Source organism: Lactococcus petauri, assembly GCF_023499275.1.
GTDB classification, from domain to species: Bacteria; Bacillota; Bacilli; order Lactobacillales; family Streptococcaceae; genus Lactococcus; species Lactococcus petauri.
The window spans coordinates 121,166-138,727 of record NZ_CP094882.1; the positions used below are offsets into that span (position 1 = coordinate 121,166).

General features: G+C 35.8%; 16 protein-coding genes. All 16 read left to right on the top strand.

The genetic code is table 11. The features are described 5' to 3' along the window. Positions 1–20: 20 nt before the first annotated feature. Positions 21–1,064 carry a dTDP-glucose 4,6-dehydratase gene (gene rfbB / locus lgb_RS00615; RefSeq protein ID WP_019293029.1) on the top strand — a complete coding sequence of 348 codons (1,044 nt, stop codon included), beginning with the start codon at positions 21–23 and terminating at the stop codon, positions 1,062–1,064. Between the two features lie 15 nt (positions 1,065–1,079). After that, a complete protein-coding gene (gene rfbD / locus lgb_RS00620; RefSeq protein ID WP_019291773.1) occupies positions 1,080–1,976 on the top strand; it encodes a dTDP-4-dehydrorhamnose reductase in 897 nt (298 codons plus the stop codon). A gap of 110 nt (positions 1,977–2,086) precedes the next feature. Then, complete coding sequence (gene cps2T / locus lgb_RS00625; protein WP_019293028.1) at positions 2,087–3,238, top strand: beta 1-4 rhamnosyltransferase Cps2T; 1,152 nt, start codon at positions 2,087–2,089, stop codon at positions 3,236–3,238. Positions 3,239–3,259: 21 nt separating this feature from the next. Next, the gene (locus lgb_RS00630) at positions 3,260–4,201 is read left to right on the top strand and encodes a glycosyltransferase family 2 protein (RefSeq protein WP_019293027.1); all 942 of its coding nucleotides are present in this window, start codon (positions 3,260–3,262) and stop codon (positions 4,199–4,201) included. Beyond that, complete coding sequence (locus lgb_RS00635) at positions 4,198–5,007, top strand: ABC transporter permease (RefSeq protein ID WP_019293026.1); 810 nt, start codon at positions 4,198–4,200, stop codon at positions 5,005–5,007. The genes lgb_RS00630 and lgb_RS00635 overlap by 4 nt, the downstream gene beginning before the upstream one ends. 10 nt (positions 5,008–5,017) lie before the next feature. Continuing rightward, complete coding sequence (locus lgb_RS00640) at positions 5,018–6,178, top strand: ABC transporter ATP-binding protein (protein WP_019293025.1); 1,161 nt, start codon at positions 5,018–5,020, stop codon at positions 6,176–6,178. After that, on the top strand, positions 6,175–7,065 hold the full coding sequence (locus lgb_RS00645) for a polysaccharide pyruvyl transferase family protein (RefSeq protein WP_019293024.1): 891 nt from the start codon (positions 6,175–6,177) through the stop codon (positions 7,063–7,065). The genes lgb_RS00640 and lgb_RS00645 overlap by 4 nt, the downstream gene beginning before the upstream one ends. A gap of 10 nt (positions 7,066–7,075) precedes the next feature. After that, positions 7,076–8,410, top strand: a complete 1,335-nt coding sequence (locus lgb_RS00650; RefSeq protein ID WP_019293023.1) for a DUF2142 domain-containing protein — start codon at positions 7,076–7,078, stop codon at positions 8,408–8,410. Between the two features lie 18 nt (positions 8,411–8,428). Beyond that, positions 8,429–11,362, top strand: a complete 2,934-nt coding sequence (locus tag lgb_RS00655; protein ID WP_019293022.1) for a rhamnan synthesis F family protein — start codon at positions 8,429–8,431, stop codon at positions 11,360–11,362. 83 nt (positions 11,363–11,445) lie between these two features. After that, the gene (locus lgb_RS00660; protein ID WP_019293021.1) at positions 11,446–12,687 is read left to right on the top strand and encodes a glycosyltransferase family 4 protein; all 1,242 of its coding nucleotides are present in this window, start codon (positions 11,446–11,448) and stop codon (positions 12,685–12,687) included. A 5-nt stretch (positions 12,688–12,692) separates the two neighbouring features. Continuing rightward, complete coding sequence (locus tag lgb_RS00665; protein ID WP_019291782.1) at positions 12,693–13,559, top strand: glycosyltransferase; 867 nt, start codon at positions 12,693–12,695, stop codon at positions 13,557–13,559. Positions 13,560–13,561: 2 nt separating this feature from the next. Then, positions 13,562–14,293, top strand: coding sequence for a glycosyltransferase family 2 protein (locus tag lgb_RS00670; RefSeq protein ID WP_019291783.1), 732 nt, complete (start codon positions 13,562–13,564; stop codon positions 14,291–14,293). Then, complete coding sequence (locus tag lgb_RS00675) at positions 14,293–14,652, top strand: DUF2304 domain-containing protein (protein ID WP_019293020.1); 360 nt, start codon at positions 14,293–14,295, stop codon at positions 14,650–14,652. The genes lgb_RS00670 and lgb_RS00675 overlap by 1 nt, the downstream gene beginning before the upstream one ends. A gap of 57 nt (positions 14,653–14,709) precedes the next feature. Then, positions 14,710–15,507, top strand: coding sequence for a glycosyltransferase (locus lgb_RS00680; RefSeq protein WP_019293019.1), 798 nt, complete (start codon positions 14,710–14,712; stop codon positions 15,505–15,507). Between the two features lie 36 nt (positions 15,508–15,543). Then, positions 15,544–16,530 (top strand): glycosyltransferase family 2 protein, encoded by a 987-nt coding sequence (locus lgb_RS00685; RefSeq protein WP_019293018.1) that lies wholly within the window; start codon positions 15,544–15,546, stop codon positions 16,528–16,530. A 1-nt stretch (position 16,531) separates the two neighbouring features. Further along, the gene (locus lgb_RS00690) at positions 16,532–17,539 is read left to right on the top strand and encodes a stealth family protein (protein WP_019293017.1); all 1,008 of its coding nucleotides are present in this window, start codon (positions 16,532–16,534) and stop codon (positions 17,537–17,539) included. The last annotated feature ends 23 nt before the right edge of the window (positions 17,540–17,562 follow it).

Sequence of the window (17,562 nt, forward strand, 5' to 3'; positions counted from 1 at the left end):
AATATACTAGAGGAAAAACAATGACTGAATTTAAAAATATCGTAGTCACTGGTGGTGCTGGATTCATCGGTTCAAATTTCGTACACTACGTTTATAATAATCATCCAGATGTACATATTACCGTTTTAGATAAATTAACGTATGCGGGAAATCGTGCCAATATTGACATGATTCTTGGAGATCGTGTAGAGCTTGTCGTTGGTGATATTGCAGATCCAGAGATTGTGGATCAGGTTGCTTCCAAGGCAGATGCGATTGTGCACTATGCGGCAGAAAGCCACAACGACAACTCACTTAAATCACAAGATGAGTTTATCCAAACGAACTTTATTGGGACATATACCTTGATACAAGCGGCACGAAAATATGATTTACGCTTCCATCATGTATCGACAGATGAAGTTTATGGTGATTTGCCTTACCGCGAAGATTTACCAGGACATGGCGAAGGCGAAGGTGAGAAATTCACTGATAAAACACCTTACAATCCATCAAGTCCTTACTCTTCGACTAAAGCAGCATCGGACTTAATTGTCCGTGCTTGGGTACGTTCATTTGGCTTGAAAGCGACAATTTCAAACTGTTCAAATAACTATGGACCTTACCAACACATCGAAAAATTTATCCCACGTCAAATTACAAACATTTTATCAGGGATTAAACCAAAACTTTATGGCGATGGTAAAAATGTGCGTGACTGGATCCATACAGAAGACCATTCTTCTGGCGTTTGGACAATTTTGACCAAAGGTCGTATGGGTGAAACTTATCTTATCGGAGCCGATGGCGAAAAAAATAATAAAGAAGTTTTAGAAGAAATCTTAACGGAGATGGGACAAGCACCTGACGCTTATGATCGTGTAACTGATCGTGCTGGCCATGATTTGCGCTATGCTATCGACAATACAAAACTTCGTACAGAACTTGGCTGGGAGCCTAAACACACAGACTTTGAGTCAGGCTTGAAGGCAACAATTGATTGGTATACTGAAAATCAAGACTGGTGGAAGGCAGAAAAAGCTGCTGTTGAAGCAAAATATGCTGAAAGCCAAAAAGTTCTCTAAGATAAAGGAATAAATATGATTTTAATTACTGGTGGAAATGGCCAACTTGGTACTGAGTTACGCCATCTTCTTGATGAACGGGATGTAAAATACTTTGCAGCAGATGTTAATGAACTTGATATTACGGACAAAACTGCTGTTGATGCTTTCTTTGACAAAAATAAACCAGAATTGGTTTATCACTGCGCTGCCTACACTGCTGTAGATAAAGCAGAAGATGAAGGTAAAGCTCTTAACGAAAAAATTAATGTTGATGGCACACGTCATGTAGCTGAGGCAGCTGCTCGTGTTGGAGCAACACTTGTTTATATTTCAACGGACTATGTTTTCAATGGTGATTTACCTGTTGGTCAAGAATGGGAAGTTGATGCGCCAAAAGGCCCTGTTTCAGAATATGGACGTACAAAATTACTCGGGGAGCAAGCAGTTGAAGCATCTGGTGTGAAATTTTATACGATTCGTACAGCATGGGTATTTGGTAGCTACGGACCAAATTTTGTTTTTACAATGCAAAATCTCGCCACTCGTTTTCCAGAAATCACCGTTGTTAATGATCAACACGGTCGTCCTACTTGGACCCGTACATTAGCAGAGTTTATGGTCTACTTGGTTGATCAACAAGCAGAAGCAGGTTATTATCACCTGACAAACGATGCTGCACCTGGAGAAGATGTAACATGGTTTGATTTTGCTAAAGAAATTTTGAAAGATACAGATACAGTTGTAAAACCTGTAGATTCAAGTAATTTCCCATCTGCCGCGAAACGACCATTTAATTCAACGATGAGTCTTGCTAAAGCGAAAGCTACAGGATTTAATATTCCAACATGGCAAGAAGCTCTTGCACAATTGTTGACTATTGGTGACTTAAGAGAAAATAAAGATAAAGTCAAAGGCGAAACAGCAAAATAAATATGGCATCGACAAGTTTTGGAGATGATAAAAAACAGCGAAATTCTGTCTTTAAGGCAGAATTCTCGCTTTGAGAGGTTAAAAGTTTGCGCTTGCAAACGTAGAAAAACATGAAAAAACACATTTTTATTATTGGTAGTCGTGGATTGCCAGCAAAGTATGGAGGGTTTGAGACTTTTGTAGAAGAGTTGGTTAAACACCAAAGTAATCAAAATATTAAATATCATGTGGCTTGTCAAAGCGAGAATTCAGATATAGAAGTTGTGGATGGTCATTTTGATTATCGAGGGGCTGATTGCTTTGTTATTAATGTGCCAAACATTGGACCAGCGCGTGTAATTGCATATGATGCTCTGGCAATTAATGCAGCCTTGAAGCAAATTAAAGAGGAACAAATTATTGAACCAGTCTTCTATATATTAGGAAATACGATAGGTGGGATTATTGGTCACTATGCTCATAAAATTCACAAGGTCGGCGGAAAGCTGCTTGTCAATCCAGATGGGCTTGAGTGGAAACGTACCAAGTGGCCGAAACCTGTGCGCCGCTATCTTAAGCATGCGGAGAAAAAAATGGTCCGTTGTGCGGATATGATTATTAGTGACAATCAAGGTATTCTTGATTATTTACGTGCAGAATATGGTCAAGTCAAGAGTGAGGTGATTGCTTACGGTACGGAGAAGTTCAATTCAAATTTGACAGAATCAGAAACTCTGGTAAAATATAAAACTAGTGATTATTATTTGATTGTAGGGCGATTTGTGCCTGAAAACAATTATGAATTACTCATTCGTCACTTTATGAAAAGTAAAACGAAGAGGGATTTAGTGATTATTACAAATCACGAAGGAAATCCTTATTATGAAGAACTCCGAGCTCAGACAAATTTTGACAGGGATCCTCGGATCAAATTTGTGGGCACAGTTTATGATCAAAATGAATTGCGTTTTATCCGCGAGCAGGCTTTTGCTTACCTGCATGGTCATGAGGTGGGCGGAACCAACCCAGGTCTTCTTGAAGCCATGTGGTCGACTCCAGTCAATGTCGTCCTTGGTGTGAATTTTAATCGGATGACTGCGGGAGATTCCGTCATTTATTTCGATAAGGAAAACCTTTCAAACGTGCTTTCAGAAGTTGAAAAAATAACAGCTGATACACGTCAAAATTTACAAAACAAAGCAAGACTAATTATTGAAGAAAAATACACATGGGAACACATTTGTGCCCAGTATGAAACCTTATTTACAAAAATAAGCGACTGAAACCGAAAGAGGCCTCTCAACATGCCCAAAGTTAATATTTTAATGTCGACTTACAACGGTGAAAAGTTTGTTGCTGAGCAAATTGAAAGCATTCAGAAACAAACATTTCAAGATTGGAACTTGATTATTCGAGATGATGGGTCCAAGGACGAAACCGTTAAAATAATCGAGCATTTTGCCAGTAAAGATCATCGAATTAAAGTAATTAAAGCCAAAAACGTTGGTGTAATTCAATCTTTTTATCAATTGGTAAAAGCTGATATTGCTGATTTTTATTTTTTTGCTGATCAGGATGATTACTGGCTACCAGAAAAATTGGAAATTATTCTGGTAGAAGCAGAAAAGCATGATAGTAATATCCCTACCATGTACTACACGGACCTTAAGATTGTTGATAAACAACTCAATATCTTATCGGAAAGTATGATTCGCAGTCAGTCCGATCATGCCAATACGGAACTGGTTCAAGAACTCACAGAAAACACTGTTACTGGTGGTGCGAGCATGATTAATCATGCTTTAGCACAAGAGTGGCAAACCACTGAGGATATCATCATGCATGACTGGTATTTAGCACTTCTAGCTACCGCAATAGGGAAATTGGTTTACATAGATCAACCAACGCACCTCTATCGCCAGCACGATGCGAATGTTCTGGGGGCAAGAACGTGGACGAAGCGGATGAAAAAATGGTTACGGCCACATCTTTGGTTTGAAAAGTATTGGTGGCTTATCGAATCTAGTCAAAAGCAAGCACAAAAACTTCTGACAGAGAAGCTGGATAAGTTATCATTGTCGAACAAGGTGCTTATCCAAGACTATGTTGATTTGCTCAACATGCCAAAGGAAAAGCGACGTCTCACACTCAATCAGTACAAGTTACGAAAGAATAAAAATTTCCATACTAAAATCTTCCGTACTCTGATTCTTACAAAATTTGCATATAAAGGAAAAAATAAATGAATTTCTTCAGCCGTAGAAATCAAATTCTACTTAAAGAACTGATTAAAACAGACTTCAAACTTAGATATCAAGGGAGTGCTATTGGTTATTTATGGTCAATCCTCAAGCCTGTAATGCTCTTCTTGATTATGTATCTCGTATTTGTACGCTTCATGCGTTTTGGTGAAGGAACACCTCACTTTGCTGTAGCACTGCTCTTAGGGATAACCATCTGGAATTTCTTTGGTGAAACAACAGGAATTGGAATGCTCTCGGTCGTAAGTCGAGGGGATATGCTTCGAAAAGTGAACTTTTCAAAATCAGTTATCGTTTTTTCAGTTGCTGTCAACGCTTTTATTAATTTGATGATTTCACTTGCAGTGGTGACTGTCTTTGCCTTAATTAACGGTGTTCAGATGTCATGGACAGTTATTTTTGTCGTTCCACTCTTATTAGAGCTTATCCTTTTTACTACAGGGATTTCCTTTATACTTGCTACATTTTTTGTCTATTTTAGAGATTTGGGGCCTATTTGGGAAGTTGTCATGCAGGCCGGATTTTATGGCACACCGATCATTTATCCAATTACTCAAATTTCAACCAATCATCTTACCGTAGCAAAATTTCAAATGTTGAACCCAATGGCACAAATTATTCAAGATATGCGTTACGTGTTAACCTTTAGTAATAATACGAATCCGACCTTATGGCAACTTTGGGATAATTCATTCGTAATTGCTATCCCTTATGTTCTTTCCGTCCTCATTTTTGGTTTAGGATTGTGGGTATTCAATAAAAATTCGAATAAATTTGCGGAAATTGTTTAAGGAGGAAAGAATGTCAGAAGTAGCAGTAAAAATAGATCATGTAAGTAAATACTTCCGCCTCCCAACTGAAGCAAGTACGAGTCTACGTACAACTTTGGTCAATCGCATGCGAGGCATTAAAGGATATAAAGAACAACATGTTCTCAAAGATATTGACTTTACCGTTGAAAAAGGTGACTTTTTTGGAATTGTTGGTCGTAACGGTTCAGGTAAATCAACACTTTTAAAGATTATCTCTCAAATATATACACCAGAAAAAGGAACGGTTACCGTTAATGGGAAACTGGTCAGTTTTATTGAGCTTGGTGTCGGCTTTAATCCAGAACTTACAGGTAAAGAAAATGTTTATCTTAATGGCGCAATGCTTGGCTTTTCTACCGAAGAGATCGATCAGATGTATGATGATATCGTGGAATTTTCTGAACTCCATGAATTTATGAACCAAAAGTTAAAGAACTACTCAAGTGGAATGCAAGTGAGATTGGCCTTTTCAGTCGCAATCAAGGCTAAAGGTGATGTACTTGTTCTTGACGAAGTACTTGCTGTGGGAGATGAAGCCTTTCAACGTAAATGTAACGATTATTTCTTAGAACGCAAAGCTTCAGGTAAAACAACGATTTTAGTCACTCACGATATGAATGCCGTGCAAAAATATTGTAATAAAGCAATTTATATTAAAGAGGGCATTGTTGAAAAAGGCAATATCCAAGATATCACCAACAAATATTCTGAAGATAATCTTGCAAGAAATAATACATCCGTTGGAGAAGAAGCAACTGTTGCCGCAAAGATTGCAATTGAACCAGTATCTCCTCTTTCGCTTTCAAAACCAGAAGATAAGTTTATTGCAAAATTAAATGTACAACTTTTTGATGAAACATTGGATAAATCAGATTTATTTATTTCTTACAGCCTTCACGATGTAAAACGTGGTGGAATAATCTACGATAGTGGTTCAATGCCAATACACACAGTAGACACTATTGAAATTCCGATGGAGAATTTTCACAATACCGAATTCGGCTTAGTTGCAACAATCCGGATGAAACGGCGTGTAGCAGAGGATGGGTTCATTGAAACTGAGCTTCTGACTGCCTCGCCGTTACTTAGCTTTGTTTATCGTGATTCTTCAGACAAACGCACTTATGGACTTTTAAAAGAAATCAAATGATCCCAAAAAAGAAAATCAAACTGTATTCATGGAAAGCACCTGGTGATAAACCTAACTTTGGGGATGAACTTGGTCCGGAAATTATCCAAAACCTATTCTCTTACCTTGAAGTGGCTTATGAACCAGATATAAAAAAAGCAGATCTGCTCTCTGTTGGTAGCCTTTTGCATATCCTACTTGATTTAGAGTGTAATCGGCCAACGAAAAAGGTACATATCTGGGGCAGTGGAACAATCTACCCACTTCAGGCAGAAGTAGGTTCGATCAAAGAAACATATCCCTTGCATAACTTTTCAGAGCTTAATTTTTCGAAACTAAAATTTCATGCAGTACGTGGAAAGCTTACGCAAGAAGACTTGAAGCTCCCACCCCTGCCGCTAGGTGATCCAGGACTTCTTGTTAATAAAGTTTACCAAGAAAGCCCCAATAAAGAAGATAAAATAGGAATCATTCCTCATTTTGAGGAAGCAGACCACCCTTTTATTCAAAAATTGGCTGCAGATCCAAGATTTAAAATTATTGATGTATTACGGGCACCACAAGCAGTAATCACTGATATCACCTCTTGTAAACTTGTTTTTTCTTCCTCACTTCATGGACTAATCGTTGCTGACAGTTTTAAAATCCCTAATCTACATATGAATCTCTCAGACCGTCTGGTTGGGGGAGATTTCAAATTTGAAGATTATTATTCAGCAATAGGAAAAGAGCATAAGTTGGCAGACTTGGACTTGATGTTGAATCAAGATTACCAAGAACAACAAATTGCAGCATACTTCCCTATCCAAGGGCTTGAAGAAAAACAGCAAGCCTTATTAAAAGCCTTCCCCTATAGAAGAACGAACTATATTTATTCATTATTAGCTAAACTAAAAATCATTTCATAAGGAGAAAAAAATGAACACGACGGACAATAGAAAATTAAAGCTCCCTGCAGAGAAATTCTTTATCATCGTTGTGCTCATTTTTGGTGTATTCTCAACCTTTCTCACACCGCCGATGACGACAGGTGATGAAGGTTATCATCTAAGTTATGCTTATAATCAGTTTTCATCGAAACATCCAGAAGTGATGACCACACCTACTCTCAGAACATTAGAAGTTGAAGCTATAGGAGGTGTGACAGGTAGTACAGCAAATATCAGTATCAAGGATACTATTTTCAAAAAAGTGGATTTAGAGAATGATGGTATTCGCTTCAATTTAACGAATAATGGAAATAGTTTTGTCCCCATTAATTTTATGCATCTCCCAGCTTCCATAGGTGTGTTAATCGCCCGTTTTATCTATCCAAGCATTGGTGTGATGGACTATGGTGGTAGACTTGCTAATCTCCTGTTTTTCGCTCTTTGCTTTTACTTTATTATCAAGAAAAGTAATCAGGGTAAGTGGTTGCTCGTGATGCTCTTTACTGTTCCTTACCTTATGAAGATTGCAAGTCCGAGTTACGATATCTTTAGTTTTATTGTCTTTGCAATGTTTGCGCTCAACTTTTTAGAGTTAACACAAATCAAGAATTTTAAAGAGTTGAGTAAAAATCAAAAAATTTATAGTTTAGCGACTATCTTGTTGCTCTTTTTAGCGAAGAAAAATTATGTTTTCTCTCTCTTTGCCCTTATTGGATTACCAATGGTCTATAAACCTGTTGTTACCACGATTAAGAAAATGAAGAAACACACAATAATTGTGTTATCTACATTAATTGTTGCCTTGGTTATAGCAGGACTTGTTCTTTTTAACAAAAAACTTGGCTTAATTCATTTTGGAAAAGTATTTTTTAATAACTATTTAAATTTTGCAACTATGGGCCCTAACGCACGAAGAATGTGGATGATTACTCCAATGAATCTTCCAGACTTTTTCAATATCATATGGATTTTATTATTCTGCTGGGTTGCTATGGGGGAGTTCAGACGTGTGTATCCTAAATGGACAGTATGGAGCTCAGGAATGACTTATTTTATTAACTGGATTGGTATTTTCGCAGGCTTCTATATTGGTCAGAGAGCGCTCTCGACCTTCGATGAACTCTCTGGTCGCTATCTCCAGCCCCTGATTATTTTCTTCCTTCCAGCATTACAAAACTTGGGCGCAAAGTATAATATCCAACTTTCAGAACGAACAGTCGCAAATATTGCAAAAGTCTCTACAATTACGATAATGGTTCTTTATTTATTTATCGTTTTCTATCGAGGATTTATTCTAAGAGTAAAACCGACAGGAGTTGTTTAAAAAGGAGTAAAAACCCCCATGAATGATAAGGTTTCTGTTGTAGTCACTTGCTACAATCATGAAAAATATATTGCAAAATGTATCAAAAGTATCTTTGAACAAACGTATCAAAATATTGAGCTTATTGTCTTTAACGATGGTTCTACAGATCGTTCGGGAGAGATTATCTCTTCGTTACTTCTAGAATCTCCTTTTAAAGAAACAAAATACTTTTCAGGCGCGAATCAAGGTGTAGTAAAAGTTAGAAATGCGGCCCTAGAACAAATAACAGGTGAGTACTTGTTGTTTGTGGATAGTGATAATTTTTTGAATAAAAATCATATTGAAGTCTTACTCAAAGAAGCAGAGAAAAATGGGGCAGATATTGCTTACTGTCAAATTTGGGATTTCGAAGCGAAACACAATATGTTACGTGAAAACCTTGACTTTAGCTTGGAAGATGAACTTGTACACAATTCAATTGACATGTCATCTTTAGTTAGAACAAAAGTTATAAAAAATGTTAAATTTGATGAAAATTTAAAAAATTTAGAAGACTATGATTTCTGGCTTAACTTAATTCTTAATAATGGTGCGAAAGCTTTTTTTGTAAGAGAGACGAAATTAAATTACAGAGTTCTTGATGATTCACGAAGTCAAAGAGACGACTTTGAACAATATTTTGAAAGTTATCTTTATATTTTGAATAAGTATAGAGAGGTTCTTGGAGATAAACATGATCAAGCACTTAAGGAAAAACTTACTTCCATAAATGAAATTGCTGAGGAGCGACTTCTCTTAATACAGGATCTAGAGAAGGTATTACATTATAATGAACAGCAACTCCAGATCAAGGAGCGACAGCTCAAAGTTAAGGAGCAACAGCTCCAAAATTTAGTCCAGTCAAGAAGCTATAAATTAGGGCATTTTATTATACATAACACGAAACGTACCCTATTTGTCTTAAAAAGACCTAAGCTATTATTAAAAGCTCCTAAAAAAATATACTGCAAATTGATGGGAAATGTCCATCCGCTTCTAGAAATACGTAAAGATTTGCTTCGGCCTTTCCGAAATAAAGCGCGTACGAAAAATAACTACCACAATCCGAAACGTGCACTCGTTTACGTGGTGTATGCAGATGGTAAAAAACTTCAAGAATACAAAATCATTTTCTTGAGAGCACTTGCTAAACTGTCCAATGAGATTATTATTGTGGTCAATGGTTCCCTCATTCCAGAAGATAAGACGATTTTGGAAACTTATGGTCGCGTAGATATTCGTCCCAACGAAGGCTACGACACAGCAGCGTTTAGACAGGGAATCCTTACACTGGCAAAGGATTCACTTTCGCAATTTGATGAACTATTGCTTGTCAATGATACAAATGTAGGCCCTTTTGTTGACCTAGAATCTACTTTTGAAAAAATGGCTTCACAAAAATTGGACTTCTGGGGTATTTCATATGGTGAGCCGCAAGCAGATTTTACCGGATATAATAAGTATAAAACTATTCCGATTCATCTTCAGTCTTATTTCCTTGTTATTGAAAAAAGTATGTTTACCTCCCGAGAGTTTATAAAATATTGGGAGGAGATGGACGATACAAATTCCAGAAACAAAGCTATTGGAAAGCACGAAACAGTCTTTACAAAGCATTTTGAATACTTAGGGTTTAAACATGCTGCAGTGAGCAACAATAATGGTGACAGTGCAATGTATATTCATCCATTGACGATGTTAAAAGATTTTGGTGTTCCCCTTGTAAAATATACAGCATTTTCAAACTATACGGATGATAAATTTTTGTGGCAAGGTATCTCGAGAAAAACCCAGGTTCCAGAACTGATTGAATATATTAAAACTAATACAACTTATCCTCCTAATGTTATTGACGGTATAATGGAAGAAATTAAGCATAAAACGCCTAAAGAACACATTTTGATTATTGATGGTGTAGAAAATGCTATTCCACAATGCACACGCTACCGAGTTGAAAATAAGGCGGCCCAATTAAGAGCACTTGGTTTTGATGTATGGACGGTGAATGCTTCCGAATTTAAAATGGGCTATGCCGAAAATGCGAGCCACATTGTTATCTATCGTACCGGTTACTCTGAATTACTAGAACAACTTTGTCATCTTGCTCAAAAATATAATAAACCTGTCTATTACGACATTGATGACCTTGTTATTGATACAAAATATACGGATTTATTATCCTATACGCAAGATCTTTCAGATATTGAAAAGTATGAGTACGATAGCGGTGTGAAATCTTATGGGAAAATGATGGCTTTGTGCGATAGAGTCATTACAACCACGCAAACCTTAAAAGAAGAACTTGAAAACTATAGCTCTGAGGTAATTATAAACAGAAATCTTGCCAGTGAAGAATTGGTAAGATTAAGTCAAGAAACGCTCAAAGATTATACACAAGATTCTTCGAAAATTAAGATAGGATATTTTTCTGGCTCAATCACACACAATGAAAATTTTGAAATGATAAAACCTGCAATCATGCAAATTCTAGAAAAATACCCACATGTAGAACTGCACTTGGTCGGCTATATTGACCTTCCACAGGACTTGAAAAAATACACAGAGCAAATCATAATGAATGACTATGTGGATTGGAAAGATCTCCCTAGATTAATTAGCCAAATGGATATCAACTTAGCACCGTTGGTTGACAGTGTTTTCAATCGTGCAAAATCAGAGATTAAATGGCTCGAAGCCGCACTTGTAAAAGTGCCTACTGTAGCTAGTCATTTGGGATCATTTGAAGAAATGATAAATAATGATGAAACAGGAATCTTGGCCCAAACCGACGAATGGTATGAAAAACTAGAAGTACTTATTGAGAATCCTGACAAACGACAAAGAATTGCAGAAGCAGCTTACGGCTTTGTTTTAGAGAATTGCACAGTCAAAAACCATAAGGATGAATTTACAGAGAGCATAAGTATCTAAACAAAAATTTTAAGATAGGACATGAGACTCTATAATGACCACATCAAAACAAGCAACATACTTTAAAAGATAAGGAAACAATAGTGAAAAATATTTTATTCGTCTCTCCGACAGGCACCCTTGATAATGGTGCTGAAATTTCAATTTTTTATCTGATGAATGCGCTTGTTCAACGTGGCAATAAAGTTATAAATGTTGCCCCAGGTTATCAGGGTGAAGATAAAAAAAGTTACAAGGATAAATTTGAAGTTTCTGGTATTGAAACACATATTCTTCCCGCAGGAAAATGGTGGTGGGAGGATGCTCCAGGTGGGCTTCCGGAAGATGAGAAGGTTCGTGCTTTCTATTATCGGGAAAATATCGCCCAAATTAGAAAACTCATTCAAGAAAATAATATTGATCTCGTGGTTACCAATACAGTCAATATGTTTCAAGGGGCTGTTGCCGCAGCCTGTGAATCGATACCACATTTCTGGTTAATTCACGAATTTCCCGAAAATGAATTTGCCTATTACAGAGATAAGATAGATTTTATTGAAGAGTATTCAGAAGAAATTTACAGTGTAACAGGCCTCCTCAATCAAAATCTGAATTCTCTTTTCCAGAACAAAGAAATCAAAAATTTTATTCCTTACAGCGAAGTGGATATCTCACCTTTGAAAAAAGGAGAAAAAATCCGTTTTGTCTCTGTCGGTCGCTTGACAGAGCGCAAAAACCAAATGGAGCTTTTACAAGCTTATCATAAGTCTGGAAAGACAGATGTGGAGCTTCTTTTGGTTGGCGCTCAAGATGAGGATTATAAAACTAAGTGCTTGAGTTACATCAAGAAGCATAACCTGAAGAATGTGAAGTTAACTGGCCACCTTGAACAGCCTTGGGAAGTACTCACAGACAAAGATATCTTTGTGAGCTCCTCAGCTCTAGAAACCTTTGGTTTGGTCTATATCGAGGCTTTACTCAAAGGCTTACCAGTAATAATCTCGGATAATCCAGGCTATGAATCTGCATATAACATCTTCCAAGAAGGTGAAAAATATCATCTCGGAAATATTGAAGAATTATCTGAAATATTATCAAGAAATTTAACGGATTTTGAGGCAAAAAAGGAACACAGTATCAATAAAATTCCGGAAGTTCGGGAAAAATATTCTTTAGAATTTGTTTACAAAGAGTTTATTGAAAGTGCAGAGAAAGTACAAGGCAATAGCAAAAAAACTCTACGACATATAGAAAATTTGGTCACTTTGAATACGGAACGTTCAAATCCACCGAGCTCGAAAATAAAAAGAATCGTTAAAAAGGTTCTTTTGAAAATTAAGAAATGATAACGATGAATATAACTATTTCTTTAGTAGCTTATGCACAAAAATTCACAGAAACTGAATCTTTCGAGTCACTCCTTAGGATGAGTGACATTATCAAAAACAAGCTTAATATCATTGTTTTTGATAATGGAAGTACGGACTATTCCGATGTCGCTCTACCTTCTGGTTTTCATTCACTCACCTATATCTATAATAAGGACAATGTGGAGCGTGGGACACGCATAGCATACGAGACTTCTCTCACTCACTCTAATGATGAATGGCTGATGCTACTCGATGATGATACCTCCCTTACAGAAGACTATCTGAGTCTTTTGCTTGCTGAATTAGGAAGTAAGATCAGAGACACAGAGATTGTTGCCTACTGTGCAAAAATATACGATGGTGTAACACAGATTTCCCCAACGGCAAGTGAAACGTTGGATATGCTCTTATTTCCAAAGGAAGCAGGAGTCTACAAACAAGATATATCCGGCATTTCTAGTACTTTAACGCTGAGAAAAGCTTTTATCGAAGATATAGGGGGCTTTTCTAAAGAGTTTCCCCTCGATTATTTAGATCACTGGCTGTTTTCTCAGATTATCTTTAACCAAAAAAAGGTGGAAGTCTTAAACTGTCAATTAAATCATCAACTCTCAGTGCAAGACTTGTCGAGTTTGTCAGAGGAGAGATTTTATAGCATTTTTAGCAGTGAATACAGGTTCTATAAAGCCTATAAGCCGGAGTTGTTCTGTCAACTTAATAAAAAATATGTTAAAATGGTTCTAAAAGGTTTTTTGAAAAGAGATTCTGGAATCAGATGGAAGAGCTTGATTAAAGTGATGTTAAAAGTAAAAACCAACAAACCCGAGGGTAAGAGAGGACTTGAATAAAGTTGATTAATGAAGCAAAAATTCTTCTAATCATTCCTGCGTATAACGAGGGAGAAGGCATTGCAGAGAACATACGAAAAGTAGAGCAGTATAGAGCAAGCTCTCCTTATAATTTAGATTATGTGGTCATTAATGATGGCTCTACAGATAATGAAGAAGAGGTTTTAAGAGAGAACAATATTAATCATGTTGAGCTTATTCAAAATCTAGGTATTGGTGGTGCTGTGCAAACAGGCTATATGTATGCAGATGAAAATGGTTATGACATTGCAGTGCAGTTTGATGGAGATGGGCAACATGATATTGAATCGCTTCCTCAACTTGTCGATCCAATTATAAATAACGAAGCAGATTTTACTGTTGGTTCTAGGTTCCTTGATGATAGTAATTCAGAATTCAAATCTTCAAGAACACGGCAAATTGGGATTAAAGTTCTTTCAGCTTTGATTCGTTTGACTTCAAATATTCGTATAATGGATGTTACTAGTGGCTACCGTGCAGGTAATCGTAAAGTTATCGAACAATTTGTGAAGAGATATCCACGTCAATATCCTGAGCCAGAAAGTTATATGCATCTTTTTGCGAAAAATATTCGGGTGAAAGAAGTTGGCGTGAGAATGTTTGAACGTACCACAGGAACATCCAGTATAAATCTTTTAAAAGGTGTGAACTATATGATTAGCGTTTCGCTCGCTGTCCTTGTATCATCGATGATTGGGAAGGAGAAAAATTAATGCCCATTCAATTACGTGTTTTAGCAATTATTTTCTCAATTATCTTTTTTATTTATGTTATTCAACTTATAAAAAAAGATAAAGCTGAGATACGCCATATGCTCAAATGGTTCATACTTGCAATAATTATTTTATTTGGTGCGCTTTTCCCTGAATTAGGAAGTAGCATTGCCCATTTTATGGGGATACAGACTTTAACATCTTTGGCTTTATTTATATTAGTGAGTTTGTTGCTTTTTATATCTTTGAAGTATCAAATGTCACTTATCTCCGCGGAAAAGCAGATTAAAAATTTAGTTCAAGAAGTTTCTCTATTGAAAAAGAAAGTGGAGAAAACTAAAAATTCAAATGAAAATTAAAGCTCTTTTTAATAAGCAGCTATGCTGTTGTTGAGAGTGAGCAGAGGAAAGCTACTTATGCAAGATAAACAATTTGCACATACTTTTGTTATTTGTGCATATCAAGATTCACCATACTTAGAGAAATGTATTAAGTCATTATTATCACAGTCTTCAGTGAGAGAACAAAAATCAAAAGTTATTCTATACACTTCAACTCCCACGAGTTTAATGATTCAGACGGCTGAAAATTATAGTATTGAATATTTTGTAGGAACAGGTGGAAGTATTGGTGCCGATTGGAATGGTGCCTTATCTTTTGTACAGACAAAATATGCGACCATCGCTCACCAAGATGATACTTATGAACCGGAGTATGGAACCAAGATTATTCAAGCTTTCCAAAAACAAGAAGATTTAAATATTGTTTTTTCTGATTACTATGAGACTGATGAAAATGATAATCTCAGAAAACGAAATATTAATTTAAAAGTTAAAACTTTTGGCCTACGTCTACTTTCTCTATTTAAGAATAAGTCGTATCAACGTAGAGTTTATTCTTTTGGCAACTTTATTTGCTGTCCTGCTGTCTCCTATAATATGGAGCGACTGAGTGATTTTAAGTTTAATGAAGAACTTCGTATGGCTTTAGATTGGGATGCTTGGGAGCGTATTATGCGTCGATCAGGTCATATTAAATATTTACCCGAAAGATTGATGGCGCATCGTATTCATAGTGAGTCGGAGACAAGCGCAAATACAGTAGATAAAAATAGAGAAAAAGAAGAATATGCTATGTTTCGTCGTTACTGGGGTGAGAAAATGACCCAGTTTCTTATGAAATTTTATGTAAATAATCAAAAGAGTAATTCATAAGCGACAAACAGTGAAAATGAATAGGAATAAAGTTGTATGGCAAATCCCGACTTACCAATGATATCTGTAATAGTCCCTGTGTATAATGCGGAGCAATATTTAGCTGAATGTTTGGACTCAATTTTAGGTCAAACTTATCAGAATTTAGAAGTAATTTTAATCAATGATGGCTCAACAGACAATTCTTTAAAAATCATTGAGAAATACGCTGAAAATGATGTAAGAATAAAAGCTTTTTCAATTGAAAACTCTGGACCTGCTAAATGTAGAAATTTTGGTTTAGAGCACTTTTCAGGCGATTACCTGATGTTTATCGACTCAGATGATTATATATGTAAAGATTTAATTGAAAATCTTTTTTCATATGTAAAAACAGATAGTGAAATTGCAATGTGTAAATTCTCAAAGGATGTACATAAAGTGGGGGCAGGAGATAAGAGTTTAATTACTCAGACTGAGATGTTTGTAGATAGTGTCAAACAAATGTATTCTCCTAGTTTTGCTTCTTCAGGACCAGTTTGTAAACTGTATGGTCGAAAAATATTTGATAAGCTTAGATTTCCTATAATCGCTATGTACGAAGATGCTGCAATTAGCTTACAGGCCCTTTCTTTTGCTAGTAAAGTAAGTTTCATAGACTATTTTGGATATTATTATCGCTTTAATCCTGAAAGCATAACAAATACAAAAATCTCGGAAAAAAACTTTGCAATATTTGATAAAAATAGAATCGTTTTAGATTTTATAACTAAATATGAACCTGAAGCTTACGATTTAGCAAAAAAAATATGTATCAATGATAATGATTACGTAATGCTAGAATCAACTCGTGTAAAAGGGCAAGTTTCAAAAGAACTTTTTTCGCGATTATTTAGGCAAAATCAAGAATTTTCTAAAGGAATGGGATGGAGAAGATTAGTATATCTTAAACCATCAATTCTGTATATAGGATTGAAGATGATTAACAAAGTATACTATAACGATAGAGTAAGGAACTTTTTTAAGAAGGTTCTAGGAGTGTAAAATGGCGGATAAAATAGATTTTGTAATAACTTACTTAGATGGAGCAGATCCAGAATGGATTAAAGAAAGAAATTATTATCGTGAAAAGATTCAAGGTATTACACCACACGAAAATGGTGATAGCAGGTATAGAAATATGGATAATTACCATTTTCTTTTGCGTTCTATAGAAAAATTTGCACCGTGGGTCAATAAAATACACATTGTGACATGGGGACATGTTCCAGAATGGTTAAATACAGAAAATCCCAAAATTAATGTGGTTAATCATAAAGATTTTATCCCTGAAGAATATCTTCCAACCTTTAATACAAATCCAATTGAGTTGAATTTTGATAGGATTCCAGGTCTTGCGGAGCAATTTGTTAATTTTAACGATGATATGTTTTTAAATGCTCCGACCAAACCTACTGACTTTTTTGAGAATGGACTTCCGAAATTGCAAATTATGCATGCACCTTTTATGCCAAGTGATGCAATATTTTCAAATAATATTCTAGCTTTTAATAAAGTTGCTGATACAAAATGGCTGATAAATCCTAAGATGTTTTCATTGAAAAACGGTTTATTTGCTGCATTATCGAACCTCTACCTATTACCTATTCTCAAATTTTATGGAAAATTCCTTGGCTTTAGAGAAGATCATCTGACAGTTCCGTTGACTAAAACGATATATCGCGAATTTAGAGAGGCACTGCCAGAGTATTTTGATTTTGTGAGTAAGGGTAAATTTAGGAACTCTCAGGATATTCGAGGTATTTCTAATTGGGCAATTGCAGATTATGCCCGTGCAACAAATCAATTTGAACCAATGAATTCTTTTAAATTTGGTAGTCTAGTTAATTTAGGAACAGACGTTGATTTTGAAAAATTATTTAAATCAAAATATAAAGTTCTTTGCTTAGAAGATGGAGATTTTGTTGCTGAAGAGGACTTTGATGATGTTGTTAACAAAATGAATACGGCTTTTGCAAAAAAATTCCCAAATAAGAGTGGTTTTGAGAAATAAATAGTAGATAGGATGGGCGTTGT

Bases quoted from the DNA above. Each gene is read 5' to 3' on its own strand.
- lgb_RS00630 (WP_019293027.1), top strand. From the start codon at position 3,260: ATGCCCAAAGTTAATATTTTAATGTCGACTTACAACGGTGAAAAGTTT.
- rfbB (WP_019293029.1), top strand. From the start codon at position 21: ATGACTGAATTTAAAAATATCGTAGTCACTGGTGGTGCTGGATTCATC.
- lgb_RS00655 (WP_019293022.1), top strand. From the start codon at position 8,429: ATGAATGATAAGGTTTCTGTTGTAGTCACTTGCTACAATCATGAAAAA.
- lgb_RS00635 (WP_019293026.1), top strand. From the start codon at position 4,198: ATGAATTTCTTCAGCCGTAGAAATCAAATTCTACTTAAAGAACTGATT.
- lgb_RS00665 (WP_019291782.1), top strand. From the start codon at position 12,693: ATGAATATAACTATTTCTTTAGTAGCTTATGCACAAAAATTCACAGAA.
- lgb_RS00680 (WP_019293019.1), top strand. From the start codon at position 14,710: ATGCAAGATAAACAATTTGCACATACTTTTGTTATTTGTGCATATCAA.
- rfbD (WP_019291773.1), top strand. From the start codon at position 1,080: ATGATTTTAATTACTGGTGGAAATGGCCAACTTGGTACTGAGTTACGC.
- lgb_RS00640 (WP_019293025.1), top strand. From the start codon at position 5,018: ATGTCAGAAGTAGCAGTAAAAATAGATCATGTAAGTAAATACTTCCGC.
- cps2T (WP_019293028.1), top strand. From the start codon at position 2,087: ATGAAAAAACACATTTTTATTATTGGTAGTCGTGGATTGCCAGCAAAG.
- lgb_RS00650 (WP_019293023.1), top strand. From the start codon at position 7,076: ATGAACACGACGGACAATAGAAAATTAAAGCTCCCTGCAGAGAAATTC.
- lgb_RS00645 (WP_019293024.1), top strand. From the start codon at position 6,175: ATGATCCCAAAAAAGAAAATCAAACTGTATTCATGGAAAGCACCTGGT.
- lgb_RS00675 (WP_019293020.1), top strand. From the start codon at position 14,293: ATGCCCATTCAATTACGTGTTTTAGCAATTATTTTCTCAATTATCTTT.
- lgb_RS00685 (WP_019293018.1), top strand. From the start codon at position 15,544: ATGGCAAATCCCGACTTACCAATGATATCTGTAATAGTCCCTGTGTAT.
- lgb_RS00690 (WP_019293017.1), top strand. From the start codon at position 16,532: ATGGCGGATAAAATAGATTTTGTAATAACTTACTTAGATGGAGCAGAT.